This is a genomic window from Kribbella sp. WER1 (assembly GCF_054189145.1).
In genome coordinates, this window is record NZ_CM135186.1 from 2939795 (window position 1) to 2963272 (window position 23478).

Sequence of the window (23478 nt, forward strand, 5' to 3'; positions counted from 1 at the left end):
TACGCCGTAGCAAACTGGACCCGTGACCGAAGTCGTCGAGCCGTATCGGGAGCGCCCCGCGCGCATCGCCGGCGCCGACCTGTGGACGCGGACCGCCGAGGGCGGCGAGTTCCGGATCCTTCCCGACGGCTGCATGGACCTGATGCTGATCGACGGCGAGCTGTACGTCGCCGGTCCGGACAGCCGCGCCTGGACCGGGAGCGCGCCGCGCGGGACGCGGTACGCCGGGGTCCGATTCGCGCCGGGCGCCGCGCCGGGGTTCCTCGGCGTACCGGCCCGTGTGCTGCTGAACGAGCAGGTCCTGCTCGCCGATCTCTGGTCACCGAACCGGTCGCGCCGGCTGCTCGACCGGATCCGGTCCGCCCCGGACGCACCGGCCGCGCTCGACCTGGAGGTCGCCCGGCTTGCCGACGGACCTACGGACGGGCTGACCGCGCAGGTCGTCACCAGTGTCCGCAGCGGTCTGCTCCGCGGGAGCGCCGGCGTCTCCCGCCTGGCCGGGGCGATCGGCCTCAGCGAACGGCAACTGCACCGCCGTTGCCTGGACGCGTTCGGCTACGGCCCGAAGCTGCTCGACCGGGTGCTGTGGATGAATGTTGCCCTCGACCACGCCCGCACCGGGCTGCCGCTCGCCGACGTCGCGATGATCACCGGGTACGCCGACCAGGCGCATCTGACTCGCGATGTGAAAGCCCTGACCGGACTACCACCGAAGGTCCTCATCGGCTGACACACTGCTCGGCATGACCGAGGTCGGGACCGCTCCCCTGCGGCACAACCCGCTGAACGCGGTGACGGCGAACGTCGAGCGGGTCACGTACGCGGACGGGCACACCGCCGTCCGGAAGGAACTCAAGCGGCCGGACACCGAGACCGGTCCGTGGGCGGCGTCGACCGATCCGCGGCACTGGAACTACTGGCGCCGCGAACTCGAGGTCTACAGCGACGACGAGCTGCGCACCCGACTCGCGGACGCCGGGCTGTTCCTGCCGAACGCCGAGGTGACCGAGCGCTCCGACGGCGCCGAGATACTGATGGAGGACGTCACCGGTACACCGGGCACCCACTTCAGCCTCGCCGAACACGCCGTACTCGCCCGGGCCTGTGGCCGGTGGCAGGCCCAGCCCGCGACCGAGCGACCGTGGACGTCGACCGGGTTCCTCCGCGACTACTCGACGACCCGCGTCGTCCCGTGGCACCTGACGACCGACGACGACGCCTGGCAACAGCCGCTCGTCCGCGACAACTGGCCGCCCGAACTCCGGCAGGCGTGGACGGCACTGCTGGTGCATCGCGACGCCCTGCTGAAGCTGGTCGAGTCGCTCCCCCGAGCCCGCTGCCACCTGGACTTCTGGGTCTCGAACGTGATCGAGCGACCGACCGGAGAACTCGCCTTGTTCGACTGGTCGTTCCTCGGCGACGGCGCGCTCGGCGAGGACATCGGCAACTACATCCCGGACGCGGTGTTCGACCTGTTCTGGCCGGCCGAGCGGATGCCCGAGCTGGCCGAGACCTGCATCACCAACTACCTCGACGGCCTGCGCGAGGCCGGCTGGAGTGGCCCGCCGGACCAGGTCCGGCTCGCGGTGATGGCGTCCGGGGTGAAGTACGCGTGGCTGCTGCCAGGCCTGCTGGGGCGTGCGTCCGACGCGACGCACAGTGCGTACCACCAGCAGGCAGACAGCCGGCACCTCTTCCAGCAACGCGGTCAGGCGTTGCTGTTCGTCGCGAACTGGTGCGCCGAGGCGCTCAGACGCGGTCCAATCTAGCCACGCCAATGGCCGCGTCGGCCATGCCGTAGAAGACGTACCGGACGCCGTCGACCTCCTCGATCGCGGTCGGGAAAACGACGTTTCCTACTGTTCCGACTTTTTCCTGCTCGGTTTCCGGGACCATCAACGGCTCGGTGGTCCGGCTGACCACCCGGGTCACGTCGTCGGCGTCCAGGATCAGCGCGCCGGCGGAGTAGCTGACCTTCTGGGCGGACGGGTCGAAGCTCTCCGGCGGCAGGCCGGTGACGCCGTGGTGGATGACCAGCCAGCCCTCGGGGACCCGGATCGGCGGCGTCCCGGCGCCGATCTTCAGCTCCTCGAACGGGTGCTCCGGCATCGCGACCAGCCGGTGTTCCCGCAGGTTCACCAGGTGGCGCAGGTCCCCGTCGACCGCCGACACCGGGACGAACGACACCCAGATGCTCAACCGGTCGTCGGTCACCCCGGCCGGCAGGTACACCCCCTCACCGGGCCGGATCCAGCCGAGGTCCCACATCGGCCGGTGCAGCATCGCGTACGCCGGTTCGCCGTCCGGACCGGTCACCGGCTCCGGAAAGAAAACGAGGTCCTTGTTCGGAAACAGGTTCAGGTCCAGGTCCAGGTCGGGCTGGTACTCGAAGTGCAGCGGGCCGAGCCGGCGCCACTTGCGCAGGTCCGACGAGACCGCGAGCGCCGGGCGCGGACCGAGCGGACCGTAGGCGACGTACGTCATCACATGCAGGCCGAGTGACGGTACGAACGTGACTCGCGGGTCCTCGACGCCGGCGTTGTGCAGTCCGCGTTCCCAGCCGCGGTCCGGCGCCAGCACGACGCCTTCCCGCCGGACGCCGATCGGTACGCCGTCCACCAGGTCGACGGCGGCCAGCCCGATCCGCGATACGTTGCCCTCAGCAACCAGCCGGGGCAGCAGGTGCAGCTGCCCGTCGGGGGTGTGCCCGGTGGCGGGGTTGAGGACACCCTCCGCCTCGAGGTCGTTGCCCGGCTCGGCGGTCATCACGACGCCGACGCGGGTCAGCGTGTACGGAAATGTCACGGGAATCCTTTCGGAACGGCAGCAGTGGAATGCCGGACGACGAGTTCCGCCGGCGGAAGTTCGACATCGGGTACGTCGGCCTCGCCGTCGACGACCCGGTTCAGGGTCCGGGCCGCGGCGGCGCCGAAGTGGAACGGATCGGCGCGGACCGTGGTCAGCCCGGGATGCACGTACTCGGCGAGCTCACTGTCGTCGAAGCCCGCGATACTCAGGTCGTCCGGCACCGTCAGGCCGGCGGCCTGCGCGGCACCGAGGCCGGCGATCGCCATCCGGTCGTTCGCGTACACGATCGCGGTCGGCGGCGCCGGCAGTGCGAGCAGCCGCCGGGTGGCCTCGATCCCACCGGCCGCGGTGAAGTAGCCGGCCTCGACCGCGACCGTCTCCAGCCCGGCCGCGGCCAGCGCCTCGGCGAACGCCACCGACCGGGAGGTGGCGTGCACGAACGTCGGCGGGCCGGAGACGTACGCGATCCGCGTGTGCCCGAGCCCGAGCAGATGCTCGACGACCGCCTGTGTCCCCGGGCCGGCGTCGAGGTTGACCGCGGGGAACGGCGACCGCCGGTCCGGCCGGTTCAGCGTGACCGCGGGCAGGCCGAGCTCGACCAGCAGGTCGATCCGCGGGTCGTCGTGCCGCAGGTCGGACAGGATCACCCCGTCGACGCGCGCGTCCTGGGCGAGCCGCCGGTATCCGTCCGCTTCCGTGCCGTCGGCAACCACCTGCAGCACCAGCGCCTGGCCGCGGGTCGACAGCACGCTCTCCACCCCGGCGATGAACGCCGGGAAGAACGGGTCCGAAGACAGCACGGCCGGGTCCCGGGTGACGACCAGGCCGAGGGCGAACGCCTTCGACATCGACAGCCAGCGGGCCCGATGGCTCGGCCGCCAGGCCAACTCGTCGGCGGCCGCGAGGATCCGGTCCACGGTCGCCTGGGCCAGGCCGGGGCGGTCGTTGAGCGCGATCGAGACGGCGGCCTTGGACACGCCGGCCCGTCGGGCGACGTCCGCGATGGTCGGCCGCTTGGGCATTCGGCACCTCCATCTCAACCGGTTAAAGAACAGTCTAAACCGGTTCAAACACGCACTGCGTAGATTGCGCAGTACCGCAATCTGCGGGCAGTTCCGCGCACTCGTTTGCAGGATCTCCTTGACGGGCGGCGTACCCGATCGGTTAACTGGGCCGCAGTGACGCACCCAGCCGGTAGCAGACCGATGGTCTGAAGTCCGGTTTTCCGGCGCCAGGGTTGGTGAGAAGCCCGAGGCGGGGTCGCGTCCCCGGGACCGATGGAGCAAATCGTGTCCAGACTCACCCGCCGCCTGCTGGCAGCAGCCGCGGCCGTATTGACGCCGGCCCTCGCAGTCACCGTCCCACTCCTCAACCGGAACTCCGCCGACGCGGCCGTCACGCTGCCGCCGGCGCACGCGAAGTTCGACTATCAGATCGGCGGGGCGTACACGCCGCCCGCCGGCGTCCAGGTGGTCACCCGCGACCGGACCGCCGCCCCGGCGGCCGGCCTGTACAACATCTGCTACGTCAACGCGTTCCAGGTGCAGCCCGGCGAACAGGGCCAATGGGCCGCCGATCTGCTGCTCCGCGATGCGGCAGGCAACCTCGTCATCGACCAGGACTGGGGCGAGCCGCTGCTCGACCTGCGGACCGCCGACAAGCGCAACCGGATCGCCGCCAAGGTCAACGGCTGGATCGACGGCTGCGCGGCCAAGGGCTACCAGGCGATCGAACCCGACAACTACGACAGCTACACCCGTTCGAAGAAGCTGCTCACCGCACCCCAGGCCGAGGCGTACCTGACGCTGCTGGCCACCCACGCGCACAGCAAGAACCTGGCCATCGGGCAGAAGAACACCGTCGAACTGGCCGGTGACCGGCAGACCGTCGGCCTGGACTTCGCGGTCGCCGAGGAATGCGGCCAGTACGACGAGTGCGCCGACTACGTCGATGCCTTCGGCAACAACGTGATCGTGATCGAGTACACCGACAGCGGCCGCCGGAAAGCGTGTTCTGGATTCGGCGGAACATTGTCGATCGTGCAGCGCGATGTGGACGTGTCGGTCCCGGGCGACGCCGGGTACGTCCGCAAGACCTGCTGAAACTCCTTTTCCTGCTCCCTTTCTGGAGACCGACATGTCTCAGCATGCTCGAAACCTGTCCCGTCGTGACGTACTCCGCGCCGCTGCCGCCGTCGCAGCGGCCGGTACCGTGACCGGCACCCTGGCCGCCTGCGGCAAGAGCGACGACGGCGCCGACGCCAACGGTGTCGTCACGCTCGACCTGTGGCACGGCCAGGTGGATCTGGGCAAGGCCGCGATCGACTCGCTGATCGCGGCGTTCAACCAGAGCCACCCGAAGATCAAGGTGGTCGGCGGCGGTGGCGGGGTGACCGCGGACAGCATGCTGCAGAAGGTCACCGCGGGGCTGGCGGCGGGGTCCTACCCGGACATTGCGTACATCTTCGGGTCGGACCTCGCCAGCCTGACCAAGAGCCCGAAGGTCGCCGACCTGACCGGGAAGCTGAAGATCGACGACTACTGGCCGGCCGCGAAGGACGCGGTCAGTGTGAAGGGCAAGGTCCGGGCCGCGCCCGCCCTGCTCGACTCGCTCTGTGTGGTCTACAACAAGAAGCTGTTTTCCGCGGCCGGTGTCGCGCCACCGAAGGACGGCTGGACCTGGGACGACTTCGTTGCCACCGCCAAACAGTTGACCAACCCGGCGAAGGGCGTGTTCGGCACCGGCTGGCCAGGTGTCGGCGACGAGGACACGGTCTGGCGGATCTGGCCGATGATCTGGGACCTCGGCGGCGACGTGGTCAGCGGTGACGGAAAGAAGGTCGGTTTCGACACGGTCGGCGCCCAGGCGCTCGGCACTCTCGACAAGCTACGCACGGACAAGTCGCTGTACGTCGACCCGAAGCCGGGCAGCGAGCAGCTGTACCAGGTGTTCCTCGGCGGCCGGATGGGAATGGTTGCCACCGGCCCCTGGCAGCTCCCGGAGCTGAAGGACGCCGGCGTCGACTACGGCGTCGTACCGCTGCCGACGTACTCCGGGAAGCCGGTGACGATCTCGGGGCCGGACACCTGGACGGTCTTCGACAACGGCAAGGCGAAGGTGAAGGCGGCGACCGAGTTCGTCAGCTGGCTGGCCGATCCGGCGCAGGACATCCAGTGGGACGTGAAGGGCGGCAGCCTGCCGATCACCAAGGCGACCGCGGACCTGCCGGCCTGGAAGAAGCACTCCGCCGAGACGAACGGGCTGGACGTGTTCGTGAAGGCCCTCGACACCGCGAAGGTGCGGCCGACGATCACGGCGTACCCGAAGATCTCCGAGCAGGTCGGGCAGGCGATTGCGGCCGTACTGCTGGGGAAGCAGAGTCCTGAGGACGCGCTCAAGCAGGCCGTTGGCCAGTGCAACCAGTTGCTGGCGGTGCCGAGCTGATGGCCAGTGTGGTCGGGACCTTCACGGTCGATCCACGGAGCCGGGCGGCGAAGCGGCGCCGGCGGGGTGAGGGCGCGACCGGCTGGGCGTTCGTGAGTCCGTCGGTGGTGATCATCCTCGGGCTCAGCGTCGTCCCGGTGTTGTGGTCGTTGCTGCTGTCCTTCCAGGTGAACGACCTGGTCTCGCCGAGCGAGTGGGTCGGACTGGCGAACTACCAGGCGCTGCTGAGGGATCCATCGTTCGGGGCCGCGGTGTCGCACACGCTCCTCTACACGGTGCTCTACGTGCCGTTGAGCGTGGTCGCGGGGCTGGCGATCGCGATCGCGCTGGACCGGAAGATCGCGCTGATCGGGCTGTACCGGACGCTGGTATTCGTACCGTTCGTGGTGTCGGCGGCGGCGCAGGGCGTGCTGTTCTCGTTCGTCCTCGACCCGGAGTTCGGCGTGGCGAACTCCCTGCTGCACAAGGTCGGGCTGCCCGCGCAGGGGTTCTTCAGCGATCCCGGGCAGGCGCTGTACCTGCTGGTCGCGATCTCGTTGTGGAGCGGCATCGGCTTCTGCGTGATCGTCTATCTTGCCGGTTTGCAAGGGGTTTCAGGCGATCTGGTCGAGGCCGCGCGCATCGACGGCGCGGGTCGGTGGGGTGTACTGCGGCACGTGACGCTGCCCGCGCTGACGCCCGTGACGATCTTCCTGCTGCTGTTCCAGACGATCAACGCGTTGCAGGTGTTCGACCTGGTGTTCGTGACCACGAAGGGCGGGCCGCTCGGGTCCACGACGGTGATCGTGTACTTCATCTGGGAGAAGGCGTTCAAGACGTTCACGGCCGGATACAGCGCGGCGGCGGCGTACACGTTGGCCGTGGCGTTGCTCGTGGTCGGGGTCGCGCTGCAGATCTACCGGCGGCGGGTGGCTGACCGATGAAACGCATCAGTGGTTGGCACTTCGTTCTGGCGCCGTTGGCGTTGCTGTTCGCGTTGCCGCTGGTCTGGCTGCTGGTCAGTTCGGTGATGAGCAACGCGGAAATCAACCGCTTCCCACCGGCGTTGTGGCCGCACGGCATCAAGCTCGACGGATACCGGTACGTGCTAGGAAACGCCCTGTTTCCGCGCTGGTTCCTGAATTCCTTCATCGTTTCCGCCGTTGCCGTCACCGCGAACCTTGTGCTCGGATCACTCGGCGGGTACGCGTTCGCGCGGATCCGGTTCACCGGGTCGAAGGTCGTCCTCGGGCTGATGCTGGCGACGATGGTGATCCCGTTCCAGCTGACGATGATCCCGACGTTCCTGGTGATGAAGCAGCTCGGGCTGATCGACACGCTCGGCGCGCTGATCGTTCCGTCGCTCGTGACACCGCTTTCCGTTTTTCTTTTCCGGCAGTTCTTCGTCTCGCTGCCGCGGGAGCTCGAGGAAGCGGCCTGGATCGACGGCTGCGGGCGGCTGCGGATCCTGGTGTCGATCGTGCTGCCGCTCGCCCGGCCCGCGCTCAGCACGGTCGCCGTCCTCACGTTCCTCGCCACCTGGAACGACCTGACCTGGCCGCTGATCGCGATCAACAGCGACTCCACGTACACCCTCCAGCTGGGACTGACAACGTTCCAGGGACAGCACCACACCCAGTGGTCGGCCGTGATGGCCGGAAACGTCATCACGGTGCTGCCCGTCCTGCTGGGGTTCCTCCTTGCCCAGAAGGCGTTCATCCGCTCGCTGGCATCCACCGGACTCAAAGGCTGACCAAGATATGTTCGATCTGCTCGTGATCGGCGACGCGAACCCCGACGTGGTCGTCGGGCCCGTCGACCAGCCGATCCTCTTCGGCCAGCGGGAACGACTCGTCCCGCACGGCTCCCTCGTCCTCGGCGGCTCCGCCTCGATCATGGCCTGCGGCGCGGCCCGGCTCGGGTTGCGTGTCGCGTTCGCCGGACGGGTCGGCGACGATCCGGCCGGCGACTTCGTCCGTACGTCGTTGTCCGACCGAGGCGTGAACGTGGATGCGTTGGTGGTGGACCCGGCGTTGCCGACCCCACTGACGACGATCCTTCTGTCGGGAGACGATCGCGCGATCCTGACGTCCCCCGGATGTCTGCCGAGCACTGTGGCCGAGGACGTGCCGCAGAGCCTGATCAGCTCGGTGCGGCATGTGCATGCGGGGTCGTTCTACCTGATGCCGCAGTTGGCTGCCGGCCTGGCGGGGATCTTCAAGGAGGCGAAGGCCGCGAAGGCGACCACCTCGCTCGATCCGAACGACGATCCGGCGGGCAAGTGGGACCGGATGATGCTCGACCCGGTGCTGCGGGTGACGGACTACTTCCTGCCGAACGCGGCCGAAGCGCTCGCGCTCACCGGGCACCACTCGGTGGAGGACGCGGCCGGCATCCTCGCGCGCCGGATGGCCCGCCGCGGGACGCTCGTCGTCGTCAAGAACGGCCCGGACGGAGCACTCGCGCACGACGGTTCCAAGGTGACCACCGCGCCCGCCGTGAAGGTGGACACGGTCGACGCGGTCGGCGCCGGCGACAGCTTCGACGCCGGCTGGGTGGCCGCCGTACTGAATGGTTCCAAGCCCGACCGGGCCATGGCGATCGCGGCCGCCTGCGGTTCGCTGTCCACCCGGGGCGCGGGCGGGACGGCGGCGCAACCGTCGTGGGACGAGGCCGTCGGGAGGGTGACCGCATGACGACGATCGCGTTCATCGGCGCGGGCAGCGTGGTGTTCACGCAGGGCCTGCTGGCCGATCTCTTCGGTCTCGACCTGGGGCCGCTGGACATCCGGCTGCACGACATCGACCCCGAGCGGCTCGACACGGCGGCAGCGGCCGCGGCGTACATCGCTCGTGAGCACCACGTGACGCCACGGATCAGCACGCACCTCGAACGGCGGGCGGCGCTGGACGGCGCGGACTTCGTGATCAACATCGTGCAGGTCGGGATGAACGCGGCCACGCACGTCGACTTCGAGATCCCGGCGCGGTACGGGCTACGGCAGACGATCGGCGACACGCTCGGCGTCGGCGGCGTGTTCCGCGCGCTCCGCACGTTCCCGGTCCTGCGCGGACTCGCGCGCGACATCAACGAGATCTGCCCGGACGCCTGGCTGCTCAACTACACCAACCCGATGGTGATGAACGTCTGGTACCTGAAGGCGCTCGGCGTCCGGAACGTCGCCGGCCTCTGCCACTCGGTGTACTGGACGATGCAGGGCCTGTCCGAACTGGTCGGCGTCCCGTACGACGACGTCACCTACCTGGCCGCCGGCGTCAACCACCAGTCGTGGGTACTGCGCTTCGAACGCGGCCGGGAGAACCTGTACGACCGGCTGGACGAGGCGATCGCGGCGGACCCCGAACTGCTCCGCCGGGTCCGCGTCGACATGTACCGCCGCCTCGGCTACTACCCGACCGAGACCAGCGAACACTCCTCCGAGTACGTCCCCTGGTACCTCGGCCACACCGGCGAGGTCGAACGCCTCCGGCTACCGGTCGGCGCCTACCTGGACATCGTCGCGGAGAACCTGGCCTCCTACGAGCACACCCGCAAGGCGCTCAAGACCGGCGACCCGGTCGAGGTGGACCCCACGATGGAATACGCCCCGCAGATCATCCACAGCATCGTGACCGGCACCCCGCGGACCGTCTACGCCAACCTCCCGAACACCGGCCTGATCCCCAACCTGCAGTCCGGCGCCGTCGTCGAGGTCCCGGCCCTGGTCGATGCCTCAGGCATCCAACCGACCGCGGTCGGACCACTGCCCGCACAGTGCGCCGCCCTCAACCGCTCGTACCTGAACGTCGCCGAACTCACCGTCCAGGCAGCCCTCACCGAAGACCCCCGGGCGATCCGCCAGGCAGTGATGGTCGACCCCGCCACCGCCGGAACCCTCCCGGTGGAGCAGATCTGGGAACTCTGCAACGACCTGGTCCTTGCCCACCACAACTACCTGGACCCGGCGTTGAGAGCAGCCCTCAGGTAGTTGCCGTACGTTGCGAAACCGGTCAGTATCTCGGCAGCGGTCGGTTGGCCGGTGAGGGCGCCGACGCCCTGGCCCGCGTAGATGGAGGCGCGGGCCGGGTCGGCGGTGCGGCTGCCCTCGACGTAGTCCGCGTGTGCGGCGTCCTTCGTCTTCAACTCTTCCTCGTGTCCTTCCCAGGTGTCGAAGAAGCTGTTGCGGAGGGCGCGGCCGCCGAACTCGTCGGGCCAGCCGGCCCGGGAGGCCGCGTCGAAGACGGTTCCGTAGACGGTGTCGGTCTCGTCCGCCTCGATGATGCGCCGGCGCGCGGACTCCTTCGTCTGGGCCTCGGCGCAGGTCAGGAACGCCGTACCGATCCAGCCGCCGACGGCGCCGGCCGCAAGCACCGCGGCGAGGCCGCGCGCGCCGGAGATACCGCCGCCGGCCAGCACCGGGAGGTCGGTCAGGTCGAGGATCGCCTGCAGCAAGGGCAGGGTGGAGACCGCGTTCCGGCCGTGCCCGCCCGCTTCGGCGCCTCGGGCAACGATCGCGTCGACGCCGGCGTCCACGGCCTCGCGGGCGTCCGCGACGGTCCCGGCCTGGGTCGCCACGACGATGCCGGCGTCTTTCAGGGTGCCGACGTACGGCGCATAGTCGCCGAAGCTCAGCGAGACGAGCGCCGGGCGCAGCTCGAGCACCGCCTCCAGGTGCTCCGGGTGCTCGGCCACCGACCACGCCATCAGCCCGATCCCGTACGGCTTCCCGCCCGCCGCGGCGATCGCCCCCTCGGTGCGGATCCACTCAGCCGAGACGGCCGAGCCCGCACCGAGCATCCCCAGACCACCGGCCGCGGAGATCGCCGCCGTCAGCTTCCCACCACTCACGTTCGCCATCGGCGCACCCACCACCGGCACCGTCAGCCCGAACTTCTCCGTCAACCACATGGCACCAGCGCACCACACCACCGCGCCGCCGCGCCATGGCAGGCGCCACATCCCAGGACGTCGCGCCCCCACCGGGGGCCGTGCACCCCAACCCGGTGCCGTGAACAGGCGATTGCCTGTCCGCAGACCCCAGAGGCTGTTCACGGCCCCGAAAGCAGAACAGCCGGCCCCGGGAGATCCAGGGGCCGGCTGTCAGGTGCGGCGAGTCAGAACTTGTAGGCGTCCGACTGGGGGTCGCCGTGGCAGCGCTTGTACTTCTTGCCAGAGCCACACGGGCAGGCCGCGTTCCGGGGGGTCCCGGCGTACTCCAGGTTGCCGTCCTCGACCGCGTCCTGGTGCATCGCGACCTCGTCGTCGCCGTCGATGGTCGGCGCCGAGTACGTCAGCCGCTGCTGCCGGGGCACGTTCGTCAGGCCCTTCGCGCGCAGTCGCGGCGCCTGCCGCGGGGCGTCCTGCGGACGCGGCGTGTCCTGCGGCCGGTCCTCGTCCTCGCCCTTGCGGGCGAACTCCGCGACCGGTGCGTTCGGCTTCAGGATGTCCTCGATCCGGCGTCCCTCGAGGCTGTCCTCGTCGGCCAGCGCCGTCTCGGAAGCGAGCTCCATCTCGGCGCGCATCGCCTCCACGTCCACCTCGACGTTGAAGACGAAGCCGACCGACTCCTCCTTGATCGACTCCATCATCGAGGCGAACATGTCGTAGCCCTCGCGCTGGTACTCGACCAGCGGGTCGCGCTGCGCCATCGCGCGCAGGCCGATGCCCTCGCGCAGGTAGTCCATCTCGTACAGGTGCTCGCGCCACTTGCGGTCCAGCACGCTCAGTACGACGCGCCGCTCCAGCTCGCGCATCGCCTCCTCGCCGAGAAGCTCTTCACGCTGCTCGTACGCCGCGTGCGCCTCCTCGAGGAACCGCTCGATCAGGAAGTCCTGGGTCAGGCCGGCCTTCTCGCCGCCGGCCTCCTCGATCAGGTCCTCCTCGGTGAGCTCGGACTTGTACAGGGTCTTCATCGCGGTGAACAGCGCGTCCAGGTCCCAGTCCTCGGCGAACCCGTCGGCGGTCGCGCCCTGCACGTACCCGGTGACGGTCTCCTCGAGCATGTCCTGCACCTGGTCGCGCAGGTCGGCGCCCTCCAGCACCCGGCGGCGCTCGTCGTACACGACGTGCCGCTGCCGGTTCATCACGTCGTCGTACTTGAGGATGTTCTTCCGGGTCTCGAAGTTCTGCGCCTCGACCTGGCCCTGCGCGGAGGCGATCGCCTTGGTGACGACCTTGTTCTCCAGCGGCTGGGAGTCGTCGTTGTTCCGCGACATTGCCCAGTCGACCATCTCGCGCTTGAACAGCCGCATCAGGTCGTCCTCGAGCGACAGGTAGAACCGGGACTTGCCCGGGTCGCCCTGACGGCCGGCACGACCGCGCAGCTGGTTGTCGATCCGGCGGGACTCGTGCCGCTCGGTGCCGAGCACGTACAGGCCGCCGAGCTCGCGGACCTCGCTCTGCTCCTCCTTGACCTGCTTCTCGAACTGCTCGAGGAGCGCCGGGTACTCCGACTCGTACTGCTCGATGTCCTCGGCCGGGTCGACGCCGCGGGCCCGCAGCTCCTTGTCGGCGAGGAACTCCGGGTTGCCGCCGAGGATGATGTCGGTACCACGGCCGGCCATGTTGGTGGCCACCGTGACCGCGCCCTTGCGGCCGGCCTCGGCGACGATCGCGGCCTCCCGCGCGTGCTGCTTCGCGTTCAGCACCTCGTGCTTGATGTTCTCCTTGAGCAGCTGCCGGGACAGCCGCTCGGACTTCTCCACCGACGTCGTACCGACCAGGATCGGCTGCCCGGTCTTGTGCACCTCGACGATGTCCTTGACCACGGCGGCGAACTTGGCGTCCTCGGTGCGGTAGATCAGGTCCCGCTCCTCGACCCGGATCATCGGCTTGTTGGTCGGGATCGGCACCACGCCGAGCTTGTAGACCTTGGAGAACTCGTTTGCCTCGGTCATCGCCGTACCGGTCATGCCGGCCAGCTTGTCGTAGAGGCGGAAGTAGTTCTGCAGCGTGATCGTCGCGAGGGTCTGGTACTCCTCCTTGATCTCGACGCCTTCCTTGGCCTCGATCGCCTGGTGCAGGCCCTCGTTGTAACGGCGGCCGTGCAGCGTCCGGCCGGTGTGCTCGTCGACGATCAGCACCTCGCCGTCGTCGACCACCACGTAGTCCTTGTCCCGGTGGAACAGGTCCTTGGCCTTCAGCGCGTTGTTCAGGTAGCTGATCAGCGGGGTGTTGGCCGACTCGTACAGGTTGTCGATGCCGAGCCGGTCCTCGACCTTCTCGATACCGCGCTCGAGGATCGCGACCGTGCGCTTCTTCTCGTCCACGTCGTAGTCGGCGACCCGGCGCTTGGTCTCGTCGATCTCCAGATCGGTGACCCGCGGGTTCTTCTTCTTCAGCTCGGCCTCGTCGGCCAGCGTCCAGGCCTTCAGCGTGTTCGCGATCCGGGCCATCTCGACGTACCAGCGCTGCGAGTCCTCGGCCGGGCCGGAGATGATCAGCGGGGTCCGGGCCTCGTCGACCAGGATCGAGTCCACCTCGTCCACGATCGCGTAGTTGTGCTCGCGCTGGACGCAGTCCTCGATACTGCCCGCCATGTTGTCGCGCAGGTAGTCGAAGCCGAACTCGTTGTTGGTGCCGTACGTGATGTCCTTGCTGTACGCGATCCGGCGCTCGGCCGGGGTCATCTCCGGCAGGATCACGCCGTAGTCGAGGCCGAGAAAGTGGTATACCCGGCCCATCCACTCGGCCTGGTACTTGGCCAGGTAGTCGTTCACCGTGACCACGTGCACGCCCTTGCCGGACAGCGCGTTCAGGTACGTCGGCAGCGTCCCGACCAGGGTCTTGCCCTCACCGGTCTTCATCTCGGCGATGTTGCCCAGGTGCAGCGCCGCGCCGCCCATGATCTGGACGTCGTAGTGCCGCTGGTGCAGGGTCCGCTTGGCCGCCTCCCGGACCACCGCGAAGGCTTCCGGGAGCAACTGATCGAGGGACTCCCCGTTCTTGTGCCGCTCCTTGAACTCCGCGGTCTGATCGCGCAGCTCTTCGTCGGTCATGTTGACGAAGTCGTCCTCGATGGAGTTGACCATCTTCGCGATGCCCTGCAGCTGACGGAGGATCTTGCCCTCGCCGATCCGCAGGACCTTGTCGACAACCTTCATGGTGGGGAGTTCACTCCTTGCTGCTGAAGCCTGGGGTACGGCCGAACGCCGACAGGGCACGACCGACCCCCGCGGGAGGGCGTGCGTCCCCCATCGTACGGGGCCGGGTGTGCCAAGCCACGCCCGCAGCGTGCCCCAGAGGGTGTCATGGCCCCACCGGACCCACGCTCAGGCGTGCCGAAAAGTTCCCAGCGGGCGCTCAGGAACCGCGCAGAGCGTCACTGAGCGCGGGCGACAGGTCACCGCCGCCGGCCACCCGGACCTGGTCCAGGCCGAGCCAGCCGGCCAGCTGGACGAGCTCGGCGGCCAGCTCCTCGGCGGTCTCCACCGGCGCCTTCGGCTCCGCGTGCGCCGACTGGACCAGCAGGACGCCGGCGGCGCGGTCCGCCTTCAGGTCCACGCGCGCGACCAGCTTGTCGCCGAGCAGGAACGGGAGCACGTAGTACCCGTGCACCCGCTTCTCGGCCGGGACGTAGATCTCGATCCGGTACCGGAAGTCGAACAGGACCTCGGTCCGGGTGCGCTCGTACACCAGCGAGTCGAACGGGCTGACCAGGGCGCGGGCGTTCACCCGGCGCGGCAGCCGGGCGTCCTTGTGCAGGTACGCCGGGCGTTTCCAGCCGTCGATCCGGACCGGGAGCAGCTCGCCCTCCTCGACCAGCTCGGCGATCGCCTGCAGCGTCGGCTCCGGCGCGGTCCGGAAGTAGTCCCGCAGGCACTGCGCGGTCGCCACCCCGTGTGCCCGGGCCGCGATCGACACCAGCCCGCGGTGCGCCTCGTCGAGCGTGGGCGTCGGCGTGTCGACCACCGCCCGGGGCAGCACCCGCTCGGGTACGTCGTACAGCCGCTCGAACTGCTGGTTGCGCTTGGCGACGGTGATCTCACCCGCGAAGAACAGGAACTCCAGGGCGCGCTTCACGTCCGACCAGTTCCAGCCCCAGTTGTCCTTGGTGCGTTCGACGTCGTCGTCGATCTCCCGGGCGGTCAGCGGGCCGTGGCTCTGCACGTCGGCGAGCACCTGCTTGACCAGGTCCGGCCGCTGCTGCGCGATCGACCGCGGGCCGCCCCACGCCTCGGTGGTCGCGCGGGCCATCCGCCAGCGCATCAGCGGGTGCGTCTCGACCGGGATCAGCGACGCCTCGTGCGCCCAGTACTCGACCAGGCGGCGCGGGGCCTTGCCGGCGGCGCGGTCCAGCAGGTCGCGCGGGTACGGCCCGAGGCGGGAGTAGAGCGGCAGGTACTGCGTCCGGCTCAGCACGTTGACCGAGTCGATCTGGATCAGGCCGATCCGGCCGAGCACCCGGGACAGCGCCCGGGCGTCCGGAACCCCCTTCGGCCGCGGGTCCATGAACCCCTGCGCCGCGAGCGCGATCCTGCGCGCCTGAGCCGTGGACAGCACGTCGGTCGTCATGGCGCGCATTGTGCCCGGCCGCACCGACAGAATCCGTTCATCGTCGGTCTTGGACCGCCCCGACGACCAGCCGGTCGCGCAGCTCCTTGCTCGGCGGGCCCGACAGGACCCCGCGGGACCACAGCTCGTCGACCGACCGGAAGCGACCCGCCTCGGTGCGGCTCGACACGATGGCCGCGCCGAGCTGCTGGTTCAGCCCGGGCAGCGTCGACAACACCTCGGCCGGTGCGGCGTTGAGATCCACCAGACCGCCGTACGTGCGGCCGCCGATCACCAGAGCGGCGTGGATGCTCGCTGCCACCATGCTGACCAGCAGGGTGAGCATGACGGCGTCAGAACTCGTGTGATCCGGATCGCCCCACCCGGGCACCCAGAAGGCGGCAGCCGCGCCCAGATAGACCAGTGCGGACACCGCGAGCAGCAGGCTCCGGCGCCGGACGGCGAGGGTGCCGAACAGGAACGCGCTACCCACACCGACGGTCACCAGTGGGACGGCCGCACCGGCCAGCTTCGTCCAGACCGTCTTCCAGTTGGTTCGGGGAGCGCGCATCGCCGAACTGTAGCGGCGAGCCGGGGCATAACTCTGGCGTTACCCAAAGTGGGAGGTGCGCTACGGATGGTGTTCGGGGGAACCTGCCAGCAGGCCGTCCGCCCGTGCGGCCCCTATCACCCTGGAGTGAGGCATGACAGGAAAGAAGTCTGTGGTCCGCGCTGCCCTCGCGGCCGGTGTCCTGACAGCGGCGTCCCTCGGAGCGGTCGCCGTCGCCGGCACCGCGTCCGCCGCGCAGGCACCCGGTGGACCCGTCAACCGGATCGTCGGCGGCACCATCGCCCACACCACCGACGCCCCCTGGGCCATCCAGCTGTCGAACAGCGGCTCGCCCGCCGCGAGCGGCGAGTGGTGCGGCTCGACCCTGGTGAAGGCGAACAAGATCGTCACCGCGGCGCACTGCGCGCAGGAGGCGGTCGGCACCTACACCGCGATCCAGGGCCGGGACGACCTGAACGACAAGTCGACCGGCAAGGAGTCGAAGATCGCCAGCATCTGGGTGGACCCGGAGTACGGGAAGTCGCCCGCGCACGACGTCGCCGTGATGACGCTCGCCACCCCGTTCGACGGTGTCGACACGCTCGCGCTGGAGACCGACAAGGCCGCGGACAAGGCCGGCGCGGCGTCGGTCGTGTACGGCTGGGGCTCCACCGAGGGCACCGGGCCGGAGGACACCTTCCAGAAGGTCGACGTACCGGTGCTCGGTGACGACTACTGCTCCAAGCAGTACGCGAGCCAGGGGTACACCCCGGACGGCGAGATCTGCGCCGGGTACGAGAAGGGCGGCAAGGACTCCTGCCAGGGCGACTCAGGCGGCCCGCTGGTCCTCAACGGCCGCCTGTTCGGCGTCGTCTCCTGGGGCGTCGGCTGCGCGGACGCCGGCAACCCGGGCGTCTACGCCCAGGTCGCGACGTACGCCACCGAACTCCAGCAGCAGATCGACAGCTGACCGGACGGACACGAACGGGCCCGGGCGAGAGTGCCCGGGCCCGTTCTGTTGTGCTCCTCCCGAAGGCTCAGACGGAGAGCCGGATCACGCCGTAGTCGTAACCGCGACGGCGGTAGACCACGCTCGGCTGGTTCTCGTCGGCGTCGACGAACAGGTAGAAGTCGTGCCCGACCAGTTCGAGCTCGTAGAGAGCCTGGTCCAGGGTCATCGGCTTGGCGGAGTGGGTCTTCTCACGCATCACCAGCGGACCGTCGCCGGTGACCGTGAGGGATCCGTACTTGTGCGTCGCCACCTCGTCCTGGGCGACTGGTTCCTCCACTACGGGTGTGCCGTTGAGCGGCTGCTTCGCGTTCACGTGCCGGAGGCCTTCCGGCGTCCTGCCACCGTGCACCCGGCGCCGGTCGGCCGCCTTGCGGACCTGGGTCCGCAGCCGGTCCAGACAGACGTCGAAGGCCGCCGACTTGGTCTCGCCGCACGCCTCTGCGCGGACCACCGGCCCCTTCGTGTACATGGTGAGCTCGACACGCATCGCCCGATCGTGCTGTCGCGGGTTCTTCTCCTGACTCACTTCCACCTCGCAACGCAGTACCCGATGATCGACTTTCTCGATCCGCTCGAGTTTTTCCTCGACGTACTGCCGGAAGCGGTCACTGACCTCGCAGTGATGACCCTTGACAACGACGTCCACGGAAACCTCCATCGATCGGCGACTTCTTTACGACGCGGCGGACCCCCGTCCTTCCTGTTCTCGCTGAGCTGGTTGCGATGTGGGGCGCCCGAAACGCGAACACCCGCTCTCGAACCCGTCGGACCCCGTGGCGAGGAATCCGGCTGATCCGGTCCTCCACCACTCCACTGCCCGACAAGCCCTAGCGGGTGTCATAGGCCAACGCTAGTCGGCTTCGGCGAAAACCGGTAGAGAAGTTCTCATGAACCAGACGTCCGGTGTCGCACGGTCGCGGCCAGTACGGCGCAGCCGAGCACCCGGACGCCCGCGGTTTCCAAGGCCCGGGACGCTTCCGTGAGCGTGGAACCGGTGGTGATCACGTCGTCGACCAGCAGGACCGGTTGATCGATCAGCGTTTCAGCCCACGGCGAACGCGCCGCGAACGCCCCGTCCAGGTTGGCGGTACGGCGTTCCGCGGACAGGCCGGCCTGGTCCTCCGGGCGGCGGACCACCCGGAGCGCGGGCGCCGTACGGGCGTCGATTCCCTGCCAGCACAGGGATCTGACGGCAGCCTTCGTAATCCGCCGGAGCGGGTCGTGCCCGCGGCCCCGAACCGTTGCCCGGGGCGACGGAACCGGACACAGCCAGACAGCCGTCCGGTCCGCGAGGGCGGCGCGGACGGTGGTCGCGAGGAGCCGCCCGAGGGGGCGGGCGAGGCCGTACCGGGCGTGTTCCTTGTGGGCGAGGATGAGGCTGCGGAGCTGATCGCCGTACGGCGCGGCGGCGGTCGGCGGTGGCAGACCCGCGGGTCGTGGGTCCGGCCAAGCACGGAACGGAGTCACCTGCGTCAGTAGCCCACGGCAACCACCACAGAGAGTCACCCCGGGGCGCTCACACCCCGCACACCGCCCACCCAACACCAAATCCACCAGCGCGTCGACCCCCACACCCCAACCCTCCCCACCTCCAGCCCCACCCGCAACCCACCCACCCCCAACCTGTGGACAACCAAACAGGTCCCACGCAGCTCGGCTCTCGGTTGTGGATCACCGAGTGGGTGCTGTGGGCTCGTGCCGGCGCGGGTGCGTGCCGCACGCGTGCATGCGATGGGCGGGCCCCCACCTAGCAGCAGGCCTTCAATTGCTCGGGGTCAGCCTGGGTAGGTGGGGATTATGTCGGGGTCTTTGGGGTCGTTGTTCATCGACGCCCAGAGGAGGTCCTTGTTGAGCCAGTGGACTTCGCCGTTGTCGTCCTGGATGACGGGGAGGGTGTCCTTGTTCACGTTCGACATGACGTGTTCGGGGGCGAAGTTGGGGGACGAGCCGGGGAGGAGTTGGAGGCTGGAGCCGTCGACGTTGACCGACCAGATCTGGCGGCCGGAGGTGTCCTTGGCGCCGATGACGATGAAGCCGGCCTTGCTCCAGGCGGCGTCGGAGATGCTGGTGAGGGGGAGCTGGAGCGGGCGGAACGCGCCGAGGACCAGCTGCTTGCCGCCGTTCGTGGTCTGCACCGTGGCGGTCTCGACGTAGTTCTGGCCGTTGTTCGCGGGCTGCATCACCAGCAGCGCCCGGACCCCGTCGGGCGCCATCCGGAGCGCGATCGGGGTGTCGCCCTTGAAGTCGGTCTGGACGGGGGTGAGGTCGCCGTCCTGGCTGCGGACGCGGAGCCTCGGGTGGTCGGTGTCGACGCGGTCGAGCACCCAGAGGTTGTTCTCCTTGTCGAAGGTCGGCGTCAGCGTCTTGCCCTCGACCTTGAAGCTGGCCTTCTTCTTGTCGTCCTTGCCCGACGAGTCCAGTGGCGCATACACGACGTCGTGCCCGTCGGACGTGACGATCGCCCCGGCGTCCCCGAGCAGCGTGACCGCGAACGACTGCGCCTTGTAGTTCGCCAGCGGGCTGTTCTTCAGCGCCTGCGCGGACACGTCCGTCGACCCGTCTTGCCCGGTGATCCGCTGCGGGACCTCCTTGAGCAACCCGTACAGCTTGGTCATCGACGCGGACGGCACCTGCGGGTCGTACTGGTTGAACGTCGGGAACGGCAGTACTTCGGGGTAGTCCGGCAGCAGCGGCGCCCCGCCGACGGTGATCTTCGCCCGCAGGTTGAGCTGGTTGAGCGTCCACACGATCTGCGCCGCCAGCAGCTGCCGGTCCTGGTCCCGCAGCGAGCTGGCCGCGTCGTTCAGCGCCACGTTGGCGACACCGAGGTCCACAGGCACAGACACCTGTACTTCGGTACCGGGCGGTGCCGCCGAGACCACGCCGTTCCCAAGCCGGCCGGTCGGGCCCTTGAGCAGCTCCTGGATGATCTGGGTCGCGGCCTGGCCGGACGGCAGGTTCTGCGGCAGGTAGACCGGGTCCGGGACCAGCATGTCCTTGGTCTGGTTGAAGAAGTACAGGTCGCGCGCAGCCAGCTTCAGGTCGACCTGGTTGCTGCCCAGATAGGCGCCCGGCGGCACGGAGTCGACGCGCAGCTGGTCGTTGACCTTCTTCAGCTTGAAGAAGAAGTCGGCCTTGGCGGACGACGGTGCCGGGATCCACTCGCCGCGTTCGTTGATCGTGGCGATCTTCTTCGCGGTCAGCTGGATCCCGTCACCTTTGCGAGTGAGCGAGTCGGGCGCCTGCTCGTACACGACGGTCTGCGACTCGGGCTTCCAGCTCCCCGCGGCGGCCGGGGTCATGTACTGGCGGGCCACGTCGTACGCCTGGGAATCCGACATGGCCTCCAGGAAGCCGCTGACGATCGACATGTCGCCGACGTTCGCCCGCGGCGGCTTGGCCTCGACGCCGACGCCACCCAGGTCGGGGGCGGATCCGGCACGCTCACCGCTGCGGATGGTGCCCTTGGTCGGTACGGCCGCGCAGCCGCCGAGCAGCGCGACCGACACCAGCGCCGCGAGCAGCCTGCGCCTCACCGGTCGTCACCGCCGCTCAGTTTCTGGTACGGCGCGCCGACGTCGACGAGCTCGGTGATCACCCGGGTGGCGTCGGCCGGGCGCGGCGGCAGCGGCGAACCGGTCAGCGCTACGTCGGGACGGCGCGGCAGCGTCAGCCGGAAGTACGCGCCCTCGCCCGGCGAGCCCCACGCGTCCAGCCGGCCGCCGTGCAGCCGGGCGTCCTCGAGCGCGATCGACAGGCCGAGGCCGGTACCGCCGGTGGTCCGGGCCCGCGCCGGGTCCGCCCGCCAGAACCGGCTGAACACCATCTCCGCCTCCTCGGCCCGGAACCCGACCCCGTGGTCGCGGACAGCCACCGCCGCGGCGTCCTCGTCGTACGCCGTGCTGATCTTGATCGGCAGGCCTTCGCTGTGTTCGATCGCGTTGCCGATCAGGTTCCGCAGGATGCGCTCGATCCGGCGGGAGTCGACCTTGGCGCGGCAGGGTGCCTTCATGTCCAGCTCGACCGGGCAGCCCTTGCGCTCGAGCAGGGTCTCGTGGTTCTCCAGGACCCGGTTGACGATGTCGCGCAGGTCCACGTCCTCGAGGTCCAGCGCGGCCGCGCCGGCGTCGAACCTGCTGATCTCCAGCAGGTCCGCCAGCAGCTCCTCGAACCGGTTGAGCTCGTTCTGCAGCAGCTCGACGGAGCGGCGGCTGATCGGGTCGAACTGGTCGCGGCTCTCGTGCAGCAGGTCGGCGGCCATCCGGACCGTGGTCAGCGGCGTCCGCAGCTCGTGCGACACGTCGGACACGAACCGGCGCTGCAGCCGGGACAGCTCCTCCAGCCGGCGGATCTGCCGCTGCAGGTTGGACGCCATCTTGTTGAACGAGACCGCCAGCCGGGCCAGGTCGTCGGTACCGCGGACCTGCATCCGCTCCTCGAGCTTGCCGGCCGCCAGCCGCTCCGCGATCCGCCGGGCCATCCGAACCGGTGTGACGACCTGCCGGGTGACCAGCCAAGCGATAGCGCCGAGCAGAACGATGAGCAGCAGGCCTGCGGTCACAAGAGCGCGCTGTACGACGTCCAGGGTCTCCTGCTGCGCCGTGAGCGGGAACAGGAAGTAGATGGAGTACTTGTCGCCGGTGGAGTCGATCCGGATCTGGGAGCCGATCACCAGCCCCGGGACGCTCGGGCTGTCGCGATAGTTGATCCGCGTGTACGTGTCCCACAGCTTGTCGCCGTCGCTGACCACGGACGACGCCAATGCCGGCGGAATCGAGTCGCTGTCGACCAAGCCGGTGTAGCGGATCGCGTTCGACGCGGCCTGGTCGGTCGGGACCAGCAGTACGTCGTACAGACCCGGGCGGTTGGAACCGAGGACCAGCTCGGAAAGCTGCTGGTTGACGGTGTTCCGGTTCGCGGCGTCGATCGACGCGGACAGCTGCTGCAGCTGGGCGCGGACCTCCGCCTGCGCGCTGTCCCGGCGGGACTCCAGGACACCGTCGGTGACCTGGCTCATCATCACCCAGCCGACCAGGATCAGCACCAGGGTCGACATCAGCAGCGTGCCGGTGACGATCCGGGCCTGGATGGAACGGCGCCAGATGTCCGGCCAGTGCTTGGGGTGGGTACGCCAGAGCGGCTGCGGCTGGGCAGACCAATCCGCCGCGGCGGCCGTGAGCTCCAGCTCCGTCCCGCGGGACTCGGCCACCTCCGGCTCGGGGGTGGCCTGCTGTCCGGTGTTGGGCCCGGACTCGGTCACCGACGCCACGATCGGCTCGTCGGCGGCCGCCTGCGACTCTTGGCCGCGACCGTACTCGATCAGTCCGCACCCGCCTTGTATCCGACACCGCGGACCGTGACCACGATCTCCGGGTGCTCAGGGTCCTTCTCGATCTTGGAGCGCAGCCGCTGGACGTGCACGTTCACCAGCCGGGTGTCGGCGGCGTGCCGGTAGCCCCAGACCTGCTCCAGCAGCACCTCGCGGGTGAACACCTGCCAGGGCTTCGACGCCAGGCAGACCAGCAGGTCGAACTCCAGCGGCGTCAGCTGGATCGTCTCGCCGGCCCGCTTCACCGAGTGGCCGGCGACGTCGATGGTCAGGTCGCCGATCGCCAGCGACTCCGGACCGGGCTCGTCCATCCGGCGCAGCCGGGCCCGGATCCGGGCCACCAGCTCCTTCGGCTTGAACGGCTTCACCACGTAGTCGTCGGCACCCGACTCGAGCCCGAGCACCACGTCGACGGTGTCGCTCTTCGCGGTCAGCATCACGATCGGTACGCCGGACTCGGCCCGGATCGCGCGGCAGACGTCGATGCCGTCCATCCCGGGCAGCATCAGGTCCAGGAGCAGCAGATCCGGCTTGAACTCGCGGAACGCCGGTACCGCTTTGTCACCGGTCGCGCACAGATAGGTGTCGTAGCCCTCGTTGCGCAGCACGATGCTGAGCATCTCCGACAACGCCGTGTCGTCGTCGACGATGAGGATCCGGCCCCGCATCGTCCGGTTACCGTCTGCCACGCCCATAGCTCCTTGCCGTCCGCTGTGCCGACCGATCGGAATGCGCGCGGCAGGTGCCAGGCCGTACGCACTACGGATAGTGTCCCATTCCCGCGGTAGTGCACACGCCGGATCGCCGTGTGACCCCCGAGTTGGGCTGTGATCATCCGGGATCATGGTGCACGTCCGGGGTCCA

20 protein-coding genes are annotated in these 23478 nt (G+C 69.2%); 9 read left to right on the forward strand and 11 right to left on the reverse strand.

What is annotated here, in order from left to right; translation table 11 throughout:
• Positions 1-22 precede the first annotated feature (22 nt).
• Positions 23-730 carry a helix-turn-helix domain-containing protein gene (locus ACXJJ3_RS14300; RefSeq protein ID WP_458170517.1) on the forward strand — a complete coding sequence of 236 codons (708 nt, stop codon included), beginning with the start codon at positions 23-25 and terminating at the stop codon, positions 728-730.
• A gap of 13 nt (positions 731-743) precedes the next feature.
• The gene (locus ACXJJ3_RS14305) at positions 744-1769 is read left to right on the forward strand and encodes a phosphotransferase (protein ID WP_458170518.1); all 1026 of its coding nucleotides are present in this window, start codon (positions 744-746) and stop codon (positions 1767-1769) included.
• Here the strand turns inward: ACXJJ3_RS14305 and ACXJJ3_RS14310 are convergent.
• Entirely contained in the window at positions 1750-2805 is a 1056-nt protein-coding gene (locus ACXJJ3_RS14310; protein ID WP_458170519.1) for a glycoside hydrolase family 130 protein, read from the reverse strand. The genes ACXJJ3_RS14305 and ACXJJ3_RS14310 overlap by 20 nt on opposite strands.
• Entirely contained in the window at positions 2802-3830 is a 1029-nt protein-coding gene (locus tag ACXJJ3_RS14315) for a LacI family DNA-binding transcriptional regulator (RefSeq protein WP_458170520.1), read from the reverse strand. The genes ACXJJ3_RS14310 and ACXJJ3_RS14315 overlap by 4 nt, the downstream gene beginning before the upstream one ends.
• Before the next feature lie 267 nt (positions 3831-4097).
• On the opposite strand from ACXJJ3_RS14315, the gene ACXJJ3_RS14320 reads away from it, so the two are divergent.
• The 6 genes from ACXJJ3_RS14320 to melA are packed head-to-tail and all read left to right on the forward strand — an operon-like array spanning position 4098 to position 10219.
• Positions 4098-4910, forward strand: coding sequence for an endo alpha-1,4 polygalactosaminidase (locus ACXJJ3_RS14320; protein ID WP_458170521.1), 813 nt, complete (start codon positions 4098-4100; stop codon positions 4908-4910).
• A gap of 34 nt (positions 4911-4944) precedes the next feature.
• A complete protein-coding gene (locus ACXJJ3_RS14325; RefSeq protein ID WP_458170522.1) occupies positions 4945-6252 on the forward strand; it encodes an ABC transporter substrate-binding protein in 1308 nt (435 codons plus the stop codon).
• Complete coding sequence (locus ACXJJ3_RS14330; RefSeq protein WP_458170523.1) at positions 6252-7175, forward strand: carbohydrate ABC transporter permease; 924 nt, start codon at positions 6252-6254, stop codon at positions 7173-7175. The genes ACXJJ3_RS14325 and ACXJJ3_RS14330 overlap by 1 nt, the downstream gene beginning before the upstream one ends.
• Positions 7172-7984: a carbohydrate ABC transporter permease gene (locus ACXJJ3_RS14335; protein ID WP_458170524.1), complete on the forward strand. Its 813-nt coding sequence runs from the start codon at positions 7172-7174 to the stop codon at positions 7982-7984. Before ACXJJ3_RS14330 ends, ACXJJ3_RS14335 begins: the two co-directional genes overlap by 4 nt.
• A 7-nt stretch (positions 7985-7991) precedes the next feature.
• Positions 7992-8927: a carbohydrate kinase family protein gene (locus ACXJJ3_RS14340; RefSeq protein ID WP_458170525.1), complete on the forward strand. Its 936-nt coding sequence runs from the start codon at positions 7992-7994 to the stop codon at positions 8925-8927.
• A complete protein-coding gene (melA, locus tag ACXJJ3_RS14345; protein ID WP_458170526.1) occupies positions 8924-10219 on the forward strand; it encodes an alpha-galactosidase in 1296 nt (431 codons plus the stop codon). Before ACXJJ3_RS14340 ends, melA begins: the two co-directional genes overlap by 4 nt.
• Here the strand turns inward: melA and ACXJJ3_RS14350 are convergent.
• From ACXJJ3_RS14350 to ACXJJ3_RS14365, 4 genes are all read right to left on the reverse strand, one after another.
• On the reverse strand, positions 10183-11139 hold the full coding sequence (locus tag ACXJJ3_RS14350) for an NAD(P)H-dependent flavin oxidoreductase (protein WP_458170527.1): 957 nt from the start codon (positions 11137-11139) through the stop codon (positions 10183-10185). The two genes, melA and ACXJJ3_RS14350, sit on opposite strands and share 37 nt — an antisense overlap.
• A 206-nt stretch (positions 11140-11345) precedes the next feature.
• Positions 11346-14333, reverse strand: coding sequence for a preprotein translocase subunit SecA (gene secA, locus ACXJJ3_RS14355; RefSeq protein ID WP_458170528.1), 2988 nt, complete (start codon positions 14331-14333; stop codon positions 11346-11348).
• Between the two features lie 199 nt (positions 14334-14532).
• Complete coding sequence (locus ACXJJ3_RS14360; RefSeq protein WP_458170529.1) at positions 14533-15744, reverse strand: winged helix-turn-helix domain-containing protein; 1212 nt, start codon at positions 15742-15744, stop codon at positions 14533-14535.
• A 37-nt stretch (positions 15745-15781) separates the two neighbouring features.
• Positions 15782-16294 (reverse strand): ComEA family DNA-binding protein, encoded by a 513-nt coding sequence (locus tag ACXJJ3_RS14365; RefSeq protein ID WP_458170530.1) that lies wholly within the window; start codon positions 16292-16294, stop codon positions 15782-15784.
• A 133-nt stretch (positions 16295-16427) separates the two neighbouring features.
• Between ACXJJ3_RS14365 and ACXJJ3_RS14370 the strand changes: the two genes are divergently transcribed.
• Positions 16428-17243, forward strand: coding sequence for a S1 family peptidase (locus ACXJJ3_RS14370; protein WP_458170531.1), 816 nt, complete (start codon positions 16428-16430; stop codon positions 17241-17243).
• Between the two features lie 67 nt (positions 17244-17310).
• Here the strand turns inward: ACXJJ3_RS14370 and hpf are convergent, their stop codons facing one another.
• The 5 genes from hpf to mtrA form a co-directional block, all read right to left on the reverse strand.
• On the reverse strand, positions 17311-17931 hold the full coding sequence (gene hpf, locus ACXJJ3_RS14375) for a ribosome hibernation-promoting factor, HPF/YfiA family (protein ID WP_458170532.1): 621 nt from the start codon (positions 17929-17931) through the stop codon (positions 17311-17313).
• 239 nt (positions 17932-18170) lie between these two features.
• The gene (locus ACXJJ3_RS14380) at positions 18171-18752 is read right to left on the reverse strand and encodes a ComF family protein (RefSeq protein ID WP_458170533.1); all 582 of its coding nucleotides are present in this window, start codon (positions 18750-18752) and stop codon (positions 18171-18173) included.
• 308 nt (positions 18753-19060) lie between these two features.
• Entirely contained in the window at positions 19061-20821 is a 1761-nt protein-coding gene (locus ACXJJ3_RS14385) for an LpqB family beta-propeller domain-containing protein (RefSeq protein ID WP_458170534.1), read from the reverse strand.
• Entirely contained in the window at positions 20818-22545 is a 1728-nt protein-coding gene (gene mtrB, locus ACXJJ3_RS14390; protein ID WP_458170535.1) for an MtrAB system histidine kinase MtrB, read from the reverse strand. Before mtrB ends, ACXJJ3_RS14385 begins: the two co-directional genes overlap by 4 nt.
• Before the next feature lie 59 nt (positions 22546-22604).
• Entirely contained in the window at positions 22605-23282 is a 678-nt protein-coding gene (gene mtrA / locus ACXJJ3_RS14395) for an MtrAB system response regulator MtrA (protein ID WP_209700103.1), read from the reverse strand.
• Positions 23283-23478: the final 196 nt, after the last annotated feature.

Coding starts and splice junctions, on each gene's coding strand:
- ACXJJ3_RS14325 (WP_458170522.1), top strand. CDS start 4,945: ATGTCTCAGCATGCTCGAAACCTGTCCCGTCGTGACGTACTCCGCGCC.
- melA (WP_458170526.1), top strand. CDS start 8,924: ATGACGACGATCGCGTTCATCGGCGCGGGCAGCGTGGTGTTCACGCAG.
- ACXJJ3_RS14365 (WP_458170530.1), bottom strand. CDS start 16,294: ATGCGCGCTCCCCGAACCAACTGGAAGACGGTCTGGACGAAGCTGGCC.
- ACXJJ3_RS14315 (WP_458170520.1), bottom strand. CDS start 3,830: ATGCCCAAGCGGCCGACCATCGCGGACGTCGCCCGACGGGCCGGCGTG.
- ACXJJ3_RS14350 (WP_458170527.1), bottom strand. CDS start 11,139: ATGTGGTTGACGGAGAAGTTCGGGCTGACGGTGCCGGTGGTGGGTGCG.
- ACXJJ3_RS14305 (WP_458170518.1), top strand. CDS start 744: ATGACCGAGGTCGGGACCGCTCCCCTGCGGCACAACCCGCTGAACGCG.
- secA (WP_458170528.1), bottom strand. CDS start 14,333: ATGAAGGTTGTCGACAAGGTCCTGCGGATCGGCGAGGGCAAGATCCTC.
- ACXJJ3_RS14360 (WP_458170529.1), bottom strand. CDS start 15,744: ATGACGACCGACGTGCTGTCCACGGCTCAGGCGCGCAGGATCGCGCTC.
- ACXJJ3_RS14340 (WP_458170525.1), top strand. CDS start 7,992: ATGTTCGATCTGCTCGTGATCGGCGACGCGAACCCCGACGTGGTCGTC.
- ACXJJ3_RS14330 (WP_458170523.1), top strand. CDS start 6,252: ATGGCCAGTGTGGTCGGGACCTTCACGGTCGATCCACGGAGCCGGGCG.
- ACXJJ3_RS14370 (WP_458170531.1), top strand. CDS start 16,428: ATGACAGGAAAGAAGTCTGTGGTCCGCGCTGCCCTCGCGGCCGGTGTC.
- ACXJJ3_RS14335 (WP_458170524.1), top strand. CDS start 7,172: ATGAAACGCATCAGTGGTTGGCACTTCGTTCTGGCGCCGTTGGCGTTG.
- mtrA (WP_209700103.1), bottom strand. CDS start 23,282: ATGCGGGGCCGGATCCTCATCGTCGACGACGACACGGCGTTGTCGGAG.